General features: G+C 47.9%; 18 protein-coding genes and 1 pseudogene. 5 read left to right on the top strand and 14 right to left on the bottom strand.

Annotation, left to right across the window (positions count from 1 at the left end; genetic code table 11):
- Window positions 1–27: 27 nt before the first annotated feature.
- Window positions 28–699, top strand: coding sequence for a peptidylprolyl isomerase (locus NX722_RS00730; RefSeq protein WP_262566271.1), 672 nt, complete (start codon window positions 28–30; stop codon window positions 697–699).
- A 110-nt stretch (window positions 700–809) separates the two neighbouring features.
- On the opposite strand, the gene NX722_RS00725 is transcribed toward NX722_RS00730, so the two are convergent.
- The 4 genes from NX722_RS00725 to NX722_RS00710 all read right to left on the bottom strand — a co-directional run bounded on the left by NX722_RS00725 (window position 810) and on the right by NX722_RS00710 (window position 4,796).
- Complete coding sequence (locus tag NX722_RS00725; RefSeq protein WP_262566270.1) at window positions 810–1,151, bottom strand: histidine triad nucleotide-binding protein; 342 nt, start codon at window positions 1,149–1,151, stop codon at window positions 810–812.
- Between the two features lie 109 nt (window positions 1,152–1,260).
- Entirely contained in the window at window positions 1,261–3,216 is a 1,956-nt protein-coding gene (locus NX722_RS00720) for a serpin family protein (protein WP_262566269.1), read from the bottom strand.
- Between the two features lie 225 nt (window positions 3,217–3,441).
- Window positions 3,442–4,470: an IS630 family transposase gene (locus NX722_RS00715; RefSeq protein ID WP_262563789.1), complete on the bottom strand. Its 1,029-nt coding sequence runs from the start codon at window positions 4,468–4,470 to the stop codon at window positions 3,442–3,444.
- A 134-nt stretch (window positions 4,471–4,604) separates the two neighbouring features.
- Complete coding sequence (locus tag NX722_RS00710; RefSeq protein ID WP_262566268.1) at window positions 4,605–4,796, bottom strand: hypothetical protein; 192 nt, start codon at window positions 4,794–4,796, stop codon at window positions 4,605–4,607.
- Between the two features lie 80 nt (window positions 4,797–4,876).
- Between NX722_RS00710 and NX722_RS00705 the strand changes: the two genes are divergently transcribed.
- Window positions 4,877–5,014 (top strand): OsmC family protein, encoded by a 138-nt coding sequence (locus NX722_RS00705; RefSeq protein ID WP_407647942.1) that lies wholly within the window; start codon window positions 4,877–4,879, stop codon window positions 5,012–5,014.
- 87 nt (window positions 5,015–5,101) lie between these two features.
- Here NX722_RS00705 and NX722_RS00700 read toward each other — a convergent pair.
- The 4 genes and pseudogenes from NX722_RS00700 to NX722_RS00685 all read right to left on the bottom strand — a co-directional run.
- Window positions 5,102–5,197: pseudogene (locus NX722_RS00700) on the bottom strand (HIT domain-containing protein); the annotation flags it as partial.
- Between the two features lie 83 nt (window positions 5,198–5,280).
- Entirely contained in the window at window positions 5,281–6,024 is a 744-nt protein-coding gene (gene cysZ, locus NX722_RS00695) for a sulfate transporter CysZ (RefSeq protein WP_407647941.1), read from the bottom strand.
- Window positions 6,025–6,219: 195 nt separating this feature from the next.
- A complete protein-coding gene (locus tag NX722_RS00690; protein WP_262563714.1) occupies window positions 6,220–7,422 on the bottom strand; it encodes an ISL3 family transposase in 1,203 nt (400 codons plus the stop codon).
- Window positions 7,423–7,473: 51 nt separating this feature from the next.
- Entirely contained in the window at window positions 7,474–7,695 is a 222-nt protein-coding gene (locus tag NX722_RS00685) for a hypothetical protein (protein WP_265442324.1), read from the bottom strand.
- A 337-nt stretch (window positions 7,696–8,032) separates the two neighbouring features.
- Here NX722_RS00685 and trxB point away from each other — a divergent pair, with 337 nt between their 5' ends.
- On the top strand, window positions 8,033–8,995 hold the full coding sequence (gene trxB / locus NX722_RS00680; protein ID WP_262566266.1) for a thioredoxin-disulfide reductase: 963 nt from the start codon (window positions 8,033–8,035) through the stop codon (window positions 8,993–8,995).
- Between the two features lie 47 nt (window positions 8,996–9,042).
- On the opposite strand, the gene NX722_RS00675 is transcribed toward trxB, so the two are convergent.
- Window positions 9,043–9,561 (bottom strand): YhcB family protein, encoded by a 519-nt coding sequence (locus NX722_RS00675; protein ID WP_262568752.1) that lies wholly within the window; start codon window positions 9,559–9,561, stop codon window positions 9,043–9,045.
- Window positions 9,562–9,858: 297 nt separating this feature from the next.
- Here NX722_RS00675 and zapE point away from each other — a divergent pair, with 297 nt between their 5' ends.
- Window positions 9,859–10,962, top strand: coding sequence for a cell division protein ZapE (gene zapE / locus NX722_RS00670; protein ID WP_262566265.1), 1,104 nt, complete (start codon window positions 9,859–9,861; stop codon window positions 10,960–10,962).
- A gap of 82 nt (window positions 10,963–11,044) precedes the next feature.
- Complete coding sequence (locus NX722_RS00665; RefSeq protein WP_262566264.1) at window positions 11,045–11,830, top strand: SDR family oxidoreductase; 786 nt, start codon at window positions 11,045–11,047, stop codon at window positions 11,828–11,830.
- Window positions 11,831–11,960: 130 nt separating this feature from the next.
- On the opposite strand, the gene NX722_RS00660 is transcribed toward NX722_RS00665, so the two are convergent.
- From NX722_RS00660 to NX722_RS00640, 5 genes are all read right to left on the bottom strand, one after another.
- Entirely contained in the window at window positions 11,961–13,055 is a 1,095-nt protein-coding gene (locus NX722_RS00660) for a hypothetical protein (RefSeq protein ID WP_262566263.1), read from the bottom strand.
- A 201-nt stretch (window positions 13,056–13,256) separates the two neighbouring features.
- Window positions 13,257–13,466 (bottom strand): hypothetical protein, encoded by a 210-nt coding sequence (locus NX722_RS00655; RefSeq protein ID WP_262566262.1) that lies wholly within the window; start codon window positions 13,464–13,466, stop codon window positions 13,257–13,259.
- 115 nt (window positions 13,467–13,581) lie between these two features.
- A complete protein-coding gene (gene djlA / locus NX722_RS00650; RefSeq protein WP_262566261.1) occupies window positions 13,582–14,403 on the bottom strand; it encodes a co-chaperone DjlA in 822 nt (273 codons plus the stop codon).
- 21 nt (window positions 14,404–14,424) lie between these two features.
- Complete coding sequence (gene murU, locus NX722_RS00645) at window positions 14,425–15,117, bottom strand: N-acetylmuramate alpha-1-phosphate uridylyltransferase MurU (protein WP_262566260.1); 693 nt, start codon at window positions 15,115–15,117, stop codon at window positions 14,425–14,427.
- The gene (locus tag NX722_RS00640; RefSeq protein WP_262566259.1) at window positions 15,114–16,298 is read right to left on the bottom strand and encodes an aminoglycoside phosphotransferase family protein; all 1,185 of its coding nucleotides are present in this window, start codon (window positions 16,296–16,298) and stop codon (window positions 15,114–15,116) included. The genes murU and NX722_RS00640 overlap by 4 nt, the downstream gene beginning before the upstream one ends.
- Window positions 16,299–16,497 lie beyond the last annotated feature (199 nt).

The following is a 16,497-nucleotide window of genomic DNA, read 5'->3' as shown; positions in this document are numbered from 1 at the left end:
CTGGTTTTCTCTATCAAGGGTCTGAATATGACAGCCCTTTACGCACTTCTAGGTACATTACTTTTTTCTACAGTGGATTCAGGGAGTTCGGAGGGTTCTTTATATCAGCCGAAGAGTCAGATATACAAAGGAGCAGACGTTAGCAACTTTAATAAGTTGTGTCATGGCAATTCTAAGTCAGATGCAGATGAAAAGTTCCAAAAAGTTTTTTTTGACATTTCTGTCGGAGACGAGCCAATAGGTAAAATTGTGATGGTCTTATGCAATAAAGCAGTGCCCAAAACGTCTAAAAATTTCTATGAGCTGGCAACCGGTAAAAATGGGTTCGGATTCAAGAATTCAAAATTTCATCGTGTTATCCAGTATTTTATGATGCAAGGGGGCGACTTTACCATTGGAGACGGTACTGGTGGAAAATCTATTTATGGAGGGACATTTGCTGACGAAAATTTCAAGTTGACTCACATAGGCTCGGGAGTCCTGAGCATGGCAAACGCAGGGCGTAATACGAATGGCTCCCAGTTCTTTATTACATTTACCAAGACACCATGGCTTGACGGAAAACATACGGTTTTTGGTTATGTAAGTGAAGGTATGGATGTGGTCGATAAAATTGAACAGTTACCTACAGACAGCAGTGACAAACCATTAAAAGACGCAATTATTACAAACTGCGGAGAATATCCACCAAAACAGTAACCTGCTAACAAAACATTCTTTAAGCCTCGCCCAGCTTACACAATATTTCCTCAATGGCTCCACTTCCTTAGAGATTTGCCTGTGCAGCATGGGCAAGGCGCCCCCCGAACTTAACCCGGAGGCCATGCCATCTGACGCCCACCCAGCAGATGCAGGTGGATATGATAAACAGACTGCCCCCCATGACTGTTGCAGTTCAGAACAACACGATAGCCGTCGTCTTCCAGACCTTCCTCAGCCGCCAGCTCTCTGGCTTTCAACATAATTTTACCCAGCAATAACTGATCATCAGCTGAAGTGTCGTTCAGCGTGGCAATGTGTTTTTTCGGAATAATCAGGATATGCGTCGGTGCCTGAGGATTAATATCCCGAAACGCCAGTAGCTCATCATCCTCATACACCTTGTTTGTGGGGATTTCACCTTCCACCATCTTGCAGAAAAGACAGTTCATTAACGGTTCTCCATTCTGTCCCAACTCATCAGGGGCGTTCAATCTGACGCTCCCACAGCAGGGTAGAACCTACCACGGCAGCGGGCATAATCAACAGCACCAGCGCCTATTACCAGGTCATATTGGGCTGATCAGGTGTTTTATTGATCGTTGTTTCAAACAAAATTAAATTTGAAGGCCTGTGTACTATAGTGGCCCTGAAAGGATGATCAAACCTGACTTCCGGGTTAGGTATCATTCCTGAAAATAAACCGGTGGATACAAGTGTTGCAGCTGCGGCCTGAACACCCACCTCGTCTAATTCAAAAATGGCTTTTTGGATCACACTGGAGATGTGTACCCCGGAGACTTCAAACAGACGACTGAAGTCAGCCAGCCTTGTAAAGGCAGAGGGAATCATCCCTTGCTGCCGAAGCATTCCTGCAAGATTCCATCCTGACTCCACCTTCATTTTTGGAAAGATCGCTGTGACAAAATGATGACCCCCTTGATGAATTGCAGTCATACTTTTAGCAAAAACATCAACATCATCTTTAAGTGCGTTCTGGTAATGCCATGAACGCGGCATGGTTAACAGCAGCCCGAAATTTTCATCCGAAAAAGGGCACCAGACCCCCTGCCACTCTCGTCCGAGATCACTGTGAACAAAGGCGTGAAGGGCATTTTTATAACGAACAGCGGGGGTTGTTTTTCCATGACAAGGATTGTCAACACCTTTAAAAACGAAACCAGCTTCCAAAGACAATTTTTTCTTCCATTTAGCTTTAAAAAGAATCGTGTTAACAAGCACCATTACCGTATCAGATGATAGATTTTGGGTCAGAAGGTTAGGTATTTTCCCTGCCGTCAGATCACTGACTGCCTTATTCAGCCAATTTCGAAACTGATCACTTGACAGGTTAGGCTCAGCCTTCCAGGAAAATTCAAAGTGGCGGGGTCTGGTTAACCATTGAAACATTCTAGTAATGACAAGCTGGTACTCTTGCTTCACAGCAATATCAGGTCTCGTTACAACCAGGTTCCCTACTGTAACAACGTCACTGTTACTCATTACTTTTGAAGCCTGTACCAGGCTTTCTAGTCTATTTTCCATAGATTGTGGCGACGGCTGAGAGTTCATCAGTTCCTGGAACTCGTTCCTCGTTGAGCCGTTTGCACCAGTGCCAAGTAACGCCAGAGGAATAGCGAGGCTCATGGGCGAGAACACACTGTTATTATTTCCTGCCTTATCAGCAAGAAGTGGAACCATTTTGCTGTTTAAGGTCGCGACAGCTCCTCCACCCAATTGGTGCTGAGGCGCTTGAGCAGGGGCAGAAGCAGCTCCCTGTTGTGAGCCGCCACCAAAAAATGTACCTGATAACGCCTGAGAACCGACAACATTGCCACTGCCACCTGAGAAAAAAACTGACGTCGAGTCTGCTGGAAATGGAAAAGAACCTCCCTGCTGATTGTTTTTGTCGGTACCTCCATCCTCCGGCTCCTGGTTATCTGGTTCTTTTTCAGGTTTTTGGAGTGGAATTCGTATGGGCTCTCCACCGGGTCTGACAATCACGGTTCCCGGAGCCGGCTGGCGAACAAAATCGGCTCTGCCTGCAACCAGCATCTCTTTAAGCGCAGCATAAAAAAGAGAGTGGTTGTCCCGGTATTCTTCTGCTGTCATGGTTAGTGTGCTGCCTTCCGGAGAACGCACAGAAACCATCAAAACACCTGAGGTGTTGTACCAGAAAACAACCACGGACTGTTGGTCATGCATTTCCTTCCTGGCAATATCTAAAATCTCTGTTGACTCATCACACAATAAACTCAGGACGGTTTTATCCTGATCTAGCTCGACAAGCACAGGACAGTAGTCTTTTATTGCGATAATGATCCGGTCATCAGTAGCTGCTGGTAGCTTTGCATCTGAATAAAGATACAGAAACCCGTTGACTCCTGTGTAAAGCCATAAAAAATCATCATGATAAGGAATCCTGATCGCGTCCCTGATAGAAGAATCATCCTTACTTCCATTTTTTAATAGCACAGGGCGACAATTTTTCGCTGTTGAAAAAGCGCCTGCTTCCACCCGCTGAGGGTTCATCAAAGCCTCTTCACCCGGAGGAACCTGCTTTATATGCACAGGTTCCCCCATTGTCGAAAGCCGGGTTGTATCACTCATTAAAAGATAGAAAGGACGAGCAGTATCCTGCTTATGTTCAGCTGGGAGCTGTATACTGAAGTGGTCAATTTCAAGCTTCATAGGGTCATTAATAACAACCCAGCTTTTACCTTCATTAACACATTTAAGTAGTCATGCATACGAAATCATATATTCCTGACCGACCCCATCAAAAACTCGCTTTACCTCTTTCTCAAAGCCTCTGAAATTCACAATTGATAATATATCGATCCATTCATATTTAGCCTTATCCCATAGAATCTCAATCAGGTTGAGCTCGGGAGAGTATGTGGGGAGAAATAAAACAATCATTTTTTTCTCAAGAATCCAGTCATCAATTCTTGCTCGGAACGCTTTACTGGTGTGAATGCTGGCATTATCAATAATGACCACAGTGTAACGATCATCTCCTCCGTACTCTGGAGCTGTCATCTGATAGGCAAAATAGTCGAAAATATCAATGACTGTCTTGCTATCAACTGATCCAATTACAGGGTAATAAAACAGTTCACAGGAACGGTTCATAAACCCCAGAACATTGATTCTTTTACTTTTTACTGAAGGTATACGGAGCTGTTTGCCTTTCTCCTGCCAGCCATAAGGTACGCAAGGCTCCTGACTAAACCCTGACTCGTCAAAATAGAACAAATTAATTAAACCTTTATCTTCAGCTTCTTGAGCATCTTTCAATGCTGCCTTACTACGCTGAAACTGCTCCTCATCTCTTTTATGCTTGCATGATTTACGGAGTCTTTTGTAAACCATCCCCAGCTTTTTTATTATTCTACCTATTGTCGTCTTTGATGCGGATTTGCCTGTTTCCTCTTCGATTTTGGATTGGACATATGATATACGGCGGGGTTCCTTAGCCACCAGTTCTTTAATGCGCAGTTCTTCTTCAGAATTGTAAATAGGTTTCTTCCCTCCGTCGTGTGTTTTGTATAGCCCTCGAATACCATAATCCTCCCAGTCATCAAGCCAGCGTGATACCGTCTGGTACTGAACCTCAAAGATATCGGCAATTTGAGCCATAGGAAAGCCACGAGAGCTGAGCAGTACAGCGTGTGCTCTTTCTCTGACATAGGGTGTTGGGCCATGACTCCTGGCGATCTGCAGGGTTTCTCTAATGGCCCCATCTGTGATAGGTAAAACGGTTTTCATTTTCGTTGAAGCAGTAACGCAGGTGTTGTTGGTGATAGCTGGAGTATAATCACTACACTGAGCGCTGCCGGTAGAATTGGAATAACTATTTTTAGTAACCGGACGGTCAAAAATATTCGATAGCTAATTTATAACTACTTATCCATAGTCGGCGAAAAACGAGGCATCTGTTTTAATAACCATTCTTTTTTAACCGCCTCTGGTAATCCACCTGCAAATAGCCCGGGTCTGTCAATGAACACACCATATCCACCAAGTACTCCGCCAGAATGAAAAAATACGATTAAGACAAAAGGCCAATATGAAAAAAGCTTTGGAATGGGCATTCTCGAAAACCTCAATAATGATTGAGTGAAAGTCTTGTATTGACTCTCTTTTCAGGGGCTGCAACCACCTGCACTTTGTGGTGACAGGCAAGGAACTGAAAGAATCTCAGGTAAAACGTGCCGTCGACCTGTCTGCCGATAAATACTGCTCGGGTTCCATTATGCTGGGCAAAGGTGGCGTTAAAGTCAGCCACAGTTACGAAGTGGTTGAAGCCTGATCGTCGGTTCCCGGACAACTTATCCCTGACTCTTTCCGATGATTCTTTCCAAGACAGTTATCGGAAAGAATCGCGAATCCCCCGAACTTAACCCGAAGGCCATGCCATCTGACGCCCACCCATCAGATGCAGGTGGATATGATAAACGGACTGCCCCCCATGACTGTTGCAGTTCAGAACAACACAGGTGGATATGATAAACGGACTGCCCCCCATGACTGTTGCAGTTCAGAACAACACGGTAGCCGTCGTCTTCCAGACCTTCCTCAGCAGCCAACTCTCTGGCGTTCAATCTGACGCTCCCACAGCAGGGTAGAGCCTACAACGGCAGCAGGCATAATCACCAGATTTATAAAAGGTACCAGCAACAATAAAGAGACCGTTGCACCAAAACCCCAGACACTGCTACGCTGCTCCCGAAGCCTGACCAGCATGTCATTGAACGACACTCCCCGGTTATCTGCAGCGTAATCACAATACTGGATCGACATCATCCAGCTGTTAAACAGAAACCAGAGTACCGGGCTGGCCAGGTTAACCACCGGAATAATCGACAGAATCAACAGCACCAGCGCCTTGGGCAGGTAATACACGAGTTTACGAAGCTCACGACAAACGGTTCGGGGCAGCAGAACCAACCAGTCTTTCAGCTCATAATCCGGCAGATCATCGGCTCCATTCAGTCGCTGGACTTTTTCTGCCAGCAGCCCATTGAAAGGGGCTGCAATTAAGTTACCAAGAATCGTAAAGGTAAAGAAAACCACACCCAGCACCGCCATGGACAACAAAGGCCAGAGCAGGTATTCCAGAAAGGACAGCCAGGAGGGTATCCAGCCGAACAGGTCTTCCATCCAGATGCCAAACTGCCGGAAGGTCAGATAAATCAGTCCGCCAAACACCAGCAGGTTAATCATCATCGGAAGCAGAACAAACCAGCGAATGGCCGGGTCTGGCAATTGCTTCAGACCTTCCAGAAAATACCCGGAACCTCTGGTAACGGACTCATTCATGCTTTCAACTCTATGATTCGTTATTGGAATGCCGCATGCCTGGTGCTGACAAGCGTTATATCCATGCATGCTTTTTAGCGCTTAGCTGCACTAGCCCACCAGTATAACGAATTAGAGTGGGTTGCGCGCAGCGGCAACTTTATCTTGTTGTTGAACCCTTTTTTTGAACAAGGGGCTCTTTTACAGGTTGGCTGATCATTTTACAGCCTCCTGCCTGATTTTAAGATAGAGGTAATCAAGATCATTGTAGCCACAAGCTTTGTAGATAATCCGTTTGATGACTCCATTGAAAGCTTCAATCTTCGCGCTGGTTATACGATGATGGCAGTACGACAGCAAGCCCTCTCTTGCCCTGTCCAAGCCCTTAGCAAACCTCTTAAGTTCTGCAATTCCGGTTTCTTTTGCTAACTCTATCCATCTATCCAGAAACTTGCCGGCACACGCTTTGTACGTGTACGTCCATAGCTGTTTGAGCATGTCTTTCAGGATGTAAGCCTGATTGAGATCCTCGTTCATGCTCAAGAGCTCTTTCAGACTGCTTTCTCGCTTTGGAGTCAGGTTCTCAGGGTTCATGAACAGGTTGAACCGCTGACCCTTGATAAAGGGCTTGTTCTCTTCTTCAGCCTGACGCCACTCCCTGCGCCTTATCTGATCTATCACATCATTATAATTGGCAATAATGTGAAACTTGTCGTATACAATATCCGCATTGGGCAAGTGCTCTTTCACCGAAGCCTGATAGCTGCCACCACGGTCTATGCCAACACACTCGATGCTCGCTTTTTGCTCTTCAGTCAGGCTGCTCAAGAACTCATCCAGAGTCTCTTTTCGCTTGCCTTCACCAAGGAAGAGGGTTTCTCCTGAGTCGGCGTTAAGAACAACGGTAAGATACTGATGGCCTTTGCCAATGGATTTTTCGTCAATGAGCAGAGCGCGAATACCGTCACGCTTTGGAGCTGGAAGCATTCTCAGCAGCATCTCTTTATCCCAACGACGGGCAGTACCACCGGATATAGCAATGAATTCAGGCACCTTGTCGCAGGGCATATAGCGACATAAATGGCTGACGTGTCGTTTAAGGCGATCGGTTGCCTGAGCCTTGGGAGTTAAACCAGGAATAGTAACGGTTTCAATATTGTTGCAGTGTGAGCAGCGGCCCTGAAAAGCTGTGAAGAGAAGATTTACCTGTAGAACTCCCAGTGGTAAATCCTGGACACACCGATCTTTTGTCTTCATTTGTCCCATAGGGGTTTCACATTGACTGCATTTCTCGTGCTGAATTCGGCCATCCCTGCGGAGATAGACAAAAGCTTGTTTGACTTCCCAATCAATATCAATCTGCTCGATTACCCAGCCGGGAAATGCGAACATAGGACGTAGTGAGGGTGTTGTACACATGTCTGATCCTTCAGAAATTTTGATCTGTTCAAATCAATCTTTCCTGAAAGGCTATTTCTGTTGCAACCCCTCATTTTCCATCAGCCAACCTGTAAAAGCCCCGAACAAGGGGCTTGGCTTTTCCGGATTGATAATGTGGAAAGTAAGCACCAGGGGGATATACAATTTTTCAAGCCAGCCACTTGAACCAATACATGAATATTCCTTTAGTTTTGGAGAGGCAGGATGCATTTTTCTGTCGTCAATACGTCTAGCGGTACTCAGTTCAGGCATAAAGCTTCCAGCAATACGTTTGTGTGCCAGCGCCATGAAGAAACAGAAAACTCCCTTACCCTATCGCTTATACAGGAAGGCGAGAATGAAAGAGCAGGGACTACCTTACCTGGCGCGGGCAACTTGATATAGTCCTTGGTCTGCTCGCAAAAAAATTAACTCTGCTTTTTGATTTTTAGTCTTATATTCACTGGTTCTGATCCTGACCAGTGTTATTATTGTTTTCTGTTTTCAAGCTTTCAGCTTTCGATTTTTTCCGACCAGATTTTTTCGACTGTTAGTTTCAAGAATACTTGCGCTGACATCTGCAGGATGCCGCATTCCAAGGAGTATAAAAATGAGCGAAGCTAAACCTTCTCCAAGACACTGCCGCCTGCTTATTCTCGGGTCAGGCCCCGCCGGATATACCGCTGCGGTTTATGCCGCCCGCGCCAACCTTGAGCCGGTCATTATTACCGGTATGCAGCAGGGCGGCCAGCTAACGACAACCACAGATGTGGATAACTGGCCAGGGGGCTCTGAAGGCTTGCAGGGGCCGGGTCTGATGGTAGATATGGAAGCACATGCCAAGCGTTTTGGCACAGAAATCGTATTCGATCATATTGAAGAAGTCGACTTCAGCAAAAAACCTTACACCCTGAAAGGCAGCAACACCTACACCTGCGACGCCCTGATTATTGCCACCGGTGCCAGCGCCCGTTATCTGGGACTGGACAGTGAAGACGCTTTCAAGGGCAAAGGCGTGTCGGCCTGTGCCACCTGTGATGGTTTCTTCTACAAGAATAAGGATGTTGTTGTTGTCGGTGGTGGTAACACAGCGGTTGAGGAAGCGCTGTATCTGTCCAACATTGCCAGAACAGTGACCGTGATTCATCGCCGTCAGGGCTTCCGGGCAGAAAAAATTCTGCAGAATAAAATGATGGACCGGGTAGAGAACGGCAACATGCGTCTGGTACTGGACTCAGTACTGGAAGAAGTGCTGGGTGATGACATGGGCGTCACCGGTGTACGGGTTAAAAACGTACTGACCGGAGAGACACAGGACATTGACGCCCTCGGTTGCTTTATTGCCATCGGCCACTCACCAAACACCGGCATTTTTGACGGACAGCTGGCGATGAAAGACGGTTACATCATTGTCGGCAGCGGTCTGGAAGGCAATGCCACCCTGACATCAAAAGAAGGTGTGTTTGCGGCAGGAGATGTTATGGACCACGTTTATCGTCAGGCCATCACATCCGCCGGAACCGGCTGTATGGCAGCTCTGGATGCGGAGAAGTATCTGGATTCTATGGCTTAAAGGCATACCCAAAACGCGAGAGCAGGATTTCCTGCTCTCGCCTGTCATTAAATAGCCTGTTTCTCTTCAGCCGCCGGGTTAACAGGTTCGACCTCTACCGCTGGTGCGGCGGGTTTATCTTCCGGTTTCACACTAAACTCTTCAGACAGGGTTCCCTTTTCATCCGGAGCCTGCTTTGTAGCATAGTCCTTTGGTTGCTCCACCGCCTTTGGGCGCTCGGTCCTGCGCTTGGTAACCTTTCCAGACAACAAGGCATTGCTGCTCAGCAGTGCGTCACTTAAACGATTTTTTACTGCTTCATCTTCACACAGATTTTCTGCACCATTCGCCATGTGTTCATGAACATCACGATAGCTGTCAGTCAGCTTGTTGATAAGGTGTGCAGTGGTACCAAAATGATCAGACACCTTGCTCTGATAATCTTTGAAGTCGTTCTGCAGTTCATCCAGCTGGTTCTGCAGCTTGCCCCGTTCAGACTTAGGCCCGGCCAGCAGATGGTAAAGCAAAGCCCCTGCCAGCATTCCCCCCAGAAACGCCAGACTCCCTACAAACCAAAGTACATTCATATCTTCCACAGTATTGCCTCAATGGTACGTTCTGGCTTCGTCTGCCTATGACTCAGATAATGCTCATTGTTCAACGAGAAACCACTCCCCGATCCTGAAAGCCAGTTTTGCTTACGTTATATTTTTTCCATGCCAAAGTATACATAGGTCGGGTGGTTCTTACGCGGGTTACCCTCTCTTTACCTGTTCTTGCGGTTGCTGCCTCAACGGCATAACGGTACATTGACCAGCAACTGGATCATCACCAGAAGCTATAACAACCAATAACGTTTGCCAGACCTGACAATGAAAAGCAGCATGACTCCGCAGGAACGCTACCAGCGAGACCTGAAACGCGACGACTTTATGCCGGACCCTGCCCAGCTGGAGGCGGTTAAGCAGTTACAAAACCTCTACGACCGACTGATGGCCACTCCGTCACCATCATGGCTGCAACGTCTTAATCCATTCACATCAAAGCACAAAACACCGGTTCCGGGGCTGTATTTCTGGGGCGGTGTCGGGCGCGGCAAAACCTACCTGATGGATACATTTTTTGACTGCCTGCCCTTTCAGCAGAAAATGCGCATGCACTTTCATCATTTTATGCGCAGAGTGCATTCTGAATTAACAGGACTGGAAGGCGAAAAGAACCCGCTGGAAAAAGTGGCGGAGAAGCTGGCTGGCGAAACCCGGATTATCTGCTTCGATGAATTCTTTGTGTCCGATATTACCGACGCCATGATTCTGGGCGGACTGTTTGAACAACTGTTCCTTCGGGGTGTGACACTGGTAGCCACCTCCAATGTCGAACCAGACCAGCTCTACAAAGATGGCCTGCAACGCGCCCGTTTTTTACCTGCCATTGCACTATTAAAAGAACACACACAGGTCGTTAATGTGGATGGCGGCGTTGACTACCGCCTACGTTTGCTGGAGCAGGCTGAAACCTGGCACTACCCTCTGAATGAACAGACCAGTACGCGACTGACAGATGCTTTCGCCTCGCTGGCCGCCGATTTCAACCATGCAACAGGTAATCAGCCTGTTACGATTGCTGGCCGGGAAATCCCCTGCAAACACAGCTGCGAAGACCTTGCATGGTTTACCTTTACAGCCTTATGTGACGGCCCCCGCAGCCAGAATGATTATATTGAACTTGCCTGCCTGTTTCAGACAGTGATACTTGAAGGCATTCCACAAATGAACGCCAGCAAAGACGATCAGGCGCGCCGCTTTATCAACCTCATCGACGAGTTTTATGATCGCCATGTCAAGCTGATTGTCTCTGCTGAAGTACCGTTACCAGAACTGTACGCCGAAGGCAGACTGAGTTTTGAGTTTAAGCGTACCCTCAGCCGCCTGCAGGAAATGCAGTCGAGAGAATACCTGACACAGCCCCATCGGTCAGTCGTCGTTTAAACCTGTTCAAAGATTCTTTCAGGGTGCAGCTGATTTAAAAGACATTTGACGTTAGAATCAGTCACTCGGATGGAGGGGTACGATGAATCTAAATATAACAAACAAAGTCTTCATGGTAGCCGGGGCCAGCTCTGGTCTTGGGCTGGGTATCGCCCGACAACTGGCGTCTGAAGGGGCAAAAGTCTCAATCGCCAGCCGTTCACCCGACAAAATCGCACAGGCGGCATCGAACATCAGCAGTGAAACCAGTTCGGAAATTCGTGGCTATGTCTTCGATGCCCGAAACCAGGAAAGTATCCGCCACTGGGTTCTGTCAACTCTGGATGATTTTGGGCATATTGATGGCGTTGTGATCAACGCTGGCGGGCCACCTCCGGGCTCTTTTGACGAGCTGGACGACAAAGCCTGGCAAAACGCTTTTGAACTCACCCTGATGAGTGCTGTACGCCTGATTCGTGAAACATTGCCAGCCCTCAAGGTCAACGGCGGCAGCATACTGACCCTGACGTCTTCTACCGCCAGAGAACCCGTTGACTACCTGACCCTGAGTACAGTTATGCGTTCCGGCGTGGCCAGTCTGGCAAAAAGCCTGGCAGACCAGCTCGCTCAAGATAACATTCGTATTAATAACCTGATTCCCGGCAGTATCCAGACCGACCGTATGGATGCGTTAAACCAGTACGTTGCCGGTCGTAGTGGTACTTCCAGAGACCAGACTCGCGCCAGAGTTGAGGCCGACATCCCCATGGGGCGTTATGGCAAAGCAGAAGAGTTCGCCAAAGCTGCGGCCTTCCTGCTGTCCGATGCTGCCAGTTACATCACCGGCAGCAGCCTGACTGTAGACGGTGGTCGTATGAAGAGTTTGTAAGCTGCTTTATTATCAATAATCATTCAGCTCAGCCGCAAGGTTTGGAATTTTAAAGCCCCAAGCCTTGCGTTTTATCTCGTACTGATCAGCACCACCAACCGGCCGGCACAATACAGTTTCCAAATAGCGATTATCGCTTAGCATCTATTTGCCCTCTCAACTTGCCCATAAGCGCATTGCTTCTGTTAAATTGCCGCTTGTCTAAAAGGCCAATCAACTTATAAACAGTATCTGGTGACATTTTGTGGTTCTTTTTAGCCTTTTCATTTTTATTTACGATGATACTGACGATTTTGTTTGCCTTATCTCTCTCTGTATCACGAAGTTTTTTCAGATAACTTATTAGGGTTTTCATTGACTGCTTTTCAAGTTCCTCATCTGTAAAATGTATAAATGCCCGCTCAGCCCCATCGGCTTTTTTTTGCCTTTTTTTCCAGTCATCATCCTCTCCGTCATCACCACCCGCCCCCGTAGCGCCTCCTCCGGCTCCTGTAGTTACTGGATTACTGCGGGATGATGTTTTTTTTCTGACTGCGGATGAATAACTTTTACCTCCAGTCACTTCACTTGAGTAGTTCTTATCGTTCTTGCCACTGTCTTCAGGGTTACTCAACCATGGAGTGTCATCCCCCCTGTAAACGACTCCTTCAGAATCGATGATGACCCCATTGGCCGGCCTGTTATCTCCAAAGAGCTGTAAAGTCAGAGTGAGATTGCCGCGAATTTTTTGCAGTACTGCCACCTCCCCTCTGGGGACAAGAATACTGTTTTGAATGGAGCCCCATGAGTCATCAACCAGCTTCGGGTGAAGATCGAGCCGTAATAGCTTCCAGGTGCCTGCCTCAGCGGGAGTAATGAGAATGATGTTTTTACTGGTCATTATTTCAAACTGGGCTTTCAGATAATGAGCTGCCTCATCGCTCTGAGGCATTATCTTGTCATCGTCACTATTTTCATAGCCGCTGTTATTTTCATAGCCGCTGTTATTTTCATAGCCGCTGTTATTTTCATAGCCGCTGTTATAACCGCTATTTTTCTTGTCCAGATAATAAACTGGCATTAAATCATCCGGGTTTCTCATTAAAAATCGTGCAGGCAGGGATAGCTCATCACCTGGCAAAAACTGGATGGCATCTTTTGAGGTCACACAGGATAACGCATTTGGCGGACACGCATACCCGGAAGGAACAGGGAGCAGTTTGTCGTAGCTGAGCGTGAAAGGCATCGGCACTGTTTCGGCAAACATCTCTGATGGGGTCAAAAGCAGGCAAAATCCGGTACAGGTCAGCCATATTATATTTCTGACAACACTGAAACATTGCTTCGCTCGAACCATGTAAGTACTTCCTTAGCCAGTAAAGGCAGTTGCAATCATTTTGTGGAAGCAGGAAGGTTAGCTCACCGGTGGAAAAGTCGATCGAAAATTTTAAAAATAACTGTTAACGCGACGGTCACGCAGGGTTTTAGCGATAGGCGGATAGTGTTTCAGCACCAGATATTTCACCGCTTTACTGACCTTTCTGATCAGCCTTGCGGGATAAAAGCAGTAAATGCCCTGAGAAGGGTCTCGCTCAAGAAATACACGGGTAACGGCAGGAACCTGCGAGTACAGAAAGCGCTTTCTAACCAGATACATGGTATCAACCTTTTATGGAACAAAGAGGGGAGACGGCGAAAGTTTCACCGCCAGTGGGTATTAGTCCATGTACTGGTCAGAAAGTTCCCGAACCTGCAATATCGTACAAATCAGGCTATTTCCGGCTGTTGCGGATATGGTCGTAAGCACCCTGAATTTCCTGGGTTTTCTGCTTGGCAACCTCCATCATCTCTTCCGGCAGGCCTTTCGCCACCAGCTTGTCCGGGTGGTGCTGACTCATCAGCTTACGATAAGCCCGCTTTACTTCAGCGTCGGTGGCAGAGGGTTCAACCCCGAGAATTTGATAGGCCTGTTTCAATTCATCCCGACCCGGGCGCCCCCAGCCTCCGCCGCCCCCAGCCTGCTGCTGGCCGGCGTGGTGATAATAAGCCTGCTGCGCCTGAAAGCGTTTGTGCAACAGCTCAAAGTTGAGCTGGCTGACGCCCAGCTGATCGCAGATATGGCGAAATACGACACGTTCTGACTGTGTCAGCCCACCGTCGGCATAAGCCGCCTGCAACTGAATTTCCAGAAACATGGGGATCAGGGTGCTGGAGCCTGCCACCCGGCGAAATTCTGCCAGCGCCTCAGAAATATCGGTCGACGGGTTCTTTCCCTGATTGAACAGTTCGATCGCCGCCCGGCGCTGTTCTTCAGAAAGGCGCATTTCCCGCATAATGGCAGACGCCATCTGGATTTCATCTTCACTGACACGACCGTCTGCCTTGGCAATACGCCCCATCACCAGAAAAGAGGCGCGAAAAAACGCAGACTGCGCCCGCTGCCGGTTGTAGCTTCTTTGACCGGCCTGCCTGTAGGACTGATTCGATTTTATAAAATTACGGTCAATCCAGCGGCCCAGGAAACCACCCAGCAGAGCGCCAAAAGGTCCGCCCCAAATCAACCCAAGAAAAGCACCGATTACTATTGCTGTCATTTAACTTACTATTACTGTCATCTAACAGGTACGAGAGTTACCCGCCAAATACTGTTCCAAATCGTTGAGTCGTTCAACTGTGCCAACATCTGTCCAGAGTCCCTGAAAATGTTCTCCGGTCACTTCATTGTCCACTATCGCTTGTCTCAGAACGGGAGCCAAAGCCTGCACACCGGCAGGAATATCCGCAAACAACCCCGGTGTTAATACACTAATGCCACTGAACGTCAGTAACTGATCGCCCTGTTCCTGAACCCTGCCCTGCTGCAGGGCAAAATCGCCGGTTTTCTTGAAGTCCGGGTTATTGACCATAACCAGGTGCGCCTGCCCGTCTATGGTGTCAGGCACAAGGTCAAAAGGGTAGTCGGTAAAGACATCACCATTCACCACCAGAAACGGTTGATTATCTTCAGACTGACCATCCTTAAGCAATGGCAAAGCCTGAATAATACCACCAGCCGTTTCCAGAGGCTCAGGTTCTTCTGAATAAGTAATACTGACGTTCCACCGGGAACCATCACCCAGCGCATTGACAATCTGATCTCCAAGCCAGGAATGGTTAATCACAATCTCTTTGAAACCGGCTGCTGCCAGCTGCTCGATATGATGGACGATCAGGGATTTACCCGCTACTTCAATCAGGGGTTTAGGCGTGTGCAGGGTCAGGGGACGCAGACGCTTCCCAAGACCCGCTGCAAGGATCATTACTTTCATGAATTAACAGACTGATCCTTTTTTCCGGCAGACATTTCAACAGCCGATGATTCTGACACAGGCACTTCTTCGACAGCATTTGCCGCCACTGCGGTAATATCAGCAATCTTCTGCATCAGTATCGGAGCCACCCGTTGCTGCAGCCACTGTCCATGTTGCTCAAAAGCAGGATAACGCCAACAGGCTTCCAGCACATAGCGGAACGTAACAGGAATAGCTGACAGGTATTGCGGTTTATTATCACGCAGCCACAACCGGGTAAATATGCCCAGACACTTGAGGTGGCGCTGCAACCCCAGCCAGTCAAACCATCTCTGGCAGGTCGCCCAGTCAGTATCCCTGAGCAGTTCATGCTGCCTGACAAAATCCTGCAGCCAGCCTTCAACCTGATCTTCAGGCCAGCAGACATAGCAGTCTTTTAATAAAGAAACAGCGTCGTATAAAACCGGACCGTGCAAAGCCCCCTGAAAGTCAATCACACCAATCTGATTGTCGGGCAGACTCATCAGGTTGCGGGAATGGTAGTCCCGGTGAATAAAGGCAGAAGGCTGCTCTCTGGCACTGGCAATCAACATCTGGTCCAGCCCACAAAACAGTTTTTCATCCTCTTCCGTCAGTTCAATACCGATCAGTTGCTGAACAAACCAGTCCCTGAAGAGACTCAGTTCTGTTTGCAATAGTTCTTCATCGTATTCCGGCAGGGTATCAGGAGGAGTAGCCTGAAGGGTTTTGAGCAGCGCCAGGGCATCGGCATAGATAGCATCAACCGACTCTTGGTTAAGCAGATCCAGCAACAACGTGTCACCAAAATCTTCGATCAGCATAAAACCCTGGTCATAATCCACGGCCCTGACCTTTGGCACCCGTATACTCACACCAGACAGCAGTCCGGCAATACTGACAAAGGCGGCAGAGTCCTCCTTTTCTGGTGGCGCATCTACAGCCAGAAGCGAACCCTGCGGGCTCTGTATACGATAGTAACTGCGAAAACCTGCGTCCCCACCCACAGGTAAGAGTTGCACTGCATTCGTTAAATGTTCTTCAGCAGGTACCAGCTGCTGCTGTACCCATTGTGCCAGTTGCTCCCGACGCTCCTGTTGCCGGACTGACTCTGGATGAGCCAGCTCTGGCTGAGAGGTTTGCTGCCGGGACGGTTGGCGAATATGGTCAGACGGAGTCATGTCTAGCAAAGAGTTTCCTTGAAAGTTTCCCTGAGTCAGGCAGCATAGAACATCGGCTGAAAAAACCACGATTTCAGCCCGTAAAAATTTTTAAAGTTATTGCACTGTCGATCAGAGTAACACAGACTAATAGCGGTTATCACCGGAATAAATCTGATACAACTAATAAAAATTGACAACAATCATAGAGTTAATCCGT

Source organism: Endozoicomonas gorgoniicola (assembly GCF_025562715.2).
Classification (GTDB): domain Bacteria; phylum Pseudomonadota; class Gammaproteobacteria; order Pseudomonadales; family Endozoicomonadaceae; genus Endozoicomonas_A; species Endozoicomonas_A gorgoniicola.
The sequence above is the reverse complement of the archived record's forward strand: the minus strand, read 5'-3'. Positions and strand labels throughout refer to the sequence as shown.

Coding starts and splice junctions, on each gene's coding strand:
- murU (WP_262566260.1), bottom strand. CDS start 15,117: ATGAAAGTAATGATCCTTGCAGCGGGTCTTGGGAAGCGTCTGCGTCCC.
- NX722_RS00660 (WP_262566263.1), bottom strand. CDS start 13,055: ATGCCTTTCACGCTCAGCTACGACAAACTGCTCCCTGTTCCTTCCGGG.
- NX722_RS00675 (WP_262568752.1), bottom strand. CDS start 9,561: ATGAATGTACTTTGGTTTGTAGGGAGTCTGGCGTTTCTGGGGGGAATG.
- NX722_RS00685 (WP_265442324.1), bottom strand. CDS start 7,695: ATGCCTGAACTGAGTACCGCTAGACGTATTGACGACAGAAAAATGCAT.
- trxB (WP_262566266.1), top strand. CDS start 8,033: ATGAGCGAAGCTAAACCTTCTCCAAGACACTGCCGCCTGCTTATTCTC.
- NX722_RS00665 (WP_262566264.1), top strand. CDS start 11,045: ATGAATCTAAATATAACAAACAAAGTCTTCATGGTAGCCGGGGCCAGC.
- NX722_RS00725 (WP_262566270.1), bottom strand. CDS start 1,151: ATGAACTGTCTTTTCTGCAAGATGGTGGAAGGTGAAATCCCCACAAAC.
- NX722_RS00690 (WP_262563714.1), bottom strand. CDS start 7,422: ATGTGTACAACACCCTCACTACGTCCTATGTTCGCATTTCCCGGCTGG.
- NX722_RS00715 (WP_262563789.1), bottom strand. CDS start 4,470: ATGAAAACCGTTTTACCTATCACAGATGGGGCCATTAGAGAAACCCTG.
- NX722_RS00655 (WP_262566262.1), bottom strand. CDS start 13,466: ATGTATCTGGTTAGAAAGCGCTTTCTGTACTCGCAGGTTCCTGCCGTT.
- cysZ (WP_407647941.1), bottom strand. CDS start 6,024: ATGAATGAGTCCGTTACCAGAGGTTCCGGGTATTTTCTGGAAGGTCTG.
- djlA (WP_262566261.1), bottom strand. CDS start 14,403: ATGACAGCAATAGTAATCGGTGCTTTTCTTGGGTTGATTTGGGGCGGA.
- NX722_RS00710 (WP_262566268.1), bottom strand. CDS start 4,796: ATGCCCATTCCAAAGCTTTTTTCATATTGGCCTTTTGTCTTAATCGTA.
- NX722_RS00730 (WP_262566271.1), top strand. CDS start 28: ATGACAGCCCTTTACGCACTTCTAGGTACATTACTTTTTTCTACAGTG.
- zapE (WP_262566265.1), top strand. CDS start 9,859: ATGACTCCGCAGGAACGCTACCAGCGAGACCTGAAACGCGACGACTTT.
- NX722_RS00640 (WP_262566259.1), bottom strand. CDS start 16,298: ATGACTCCGTCTGACCATATTCGCCAACCGTCCCGGCAGCAAACCTCT.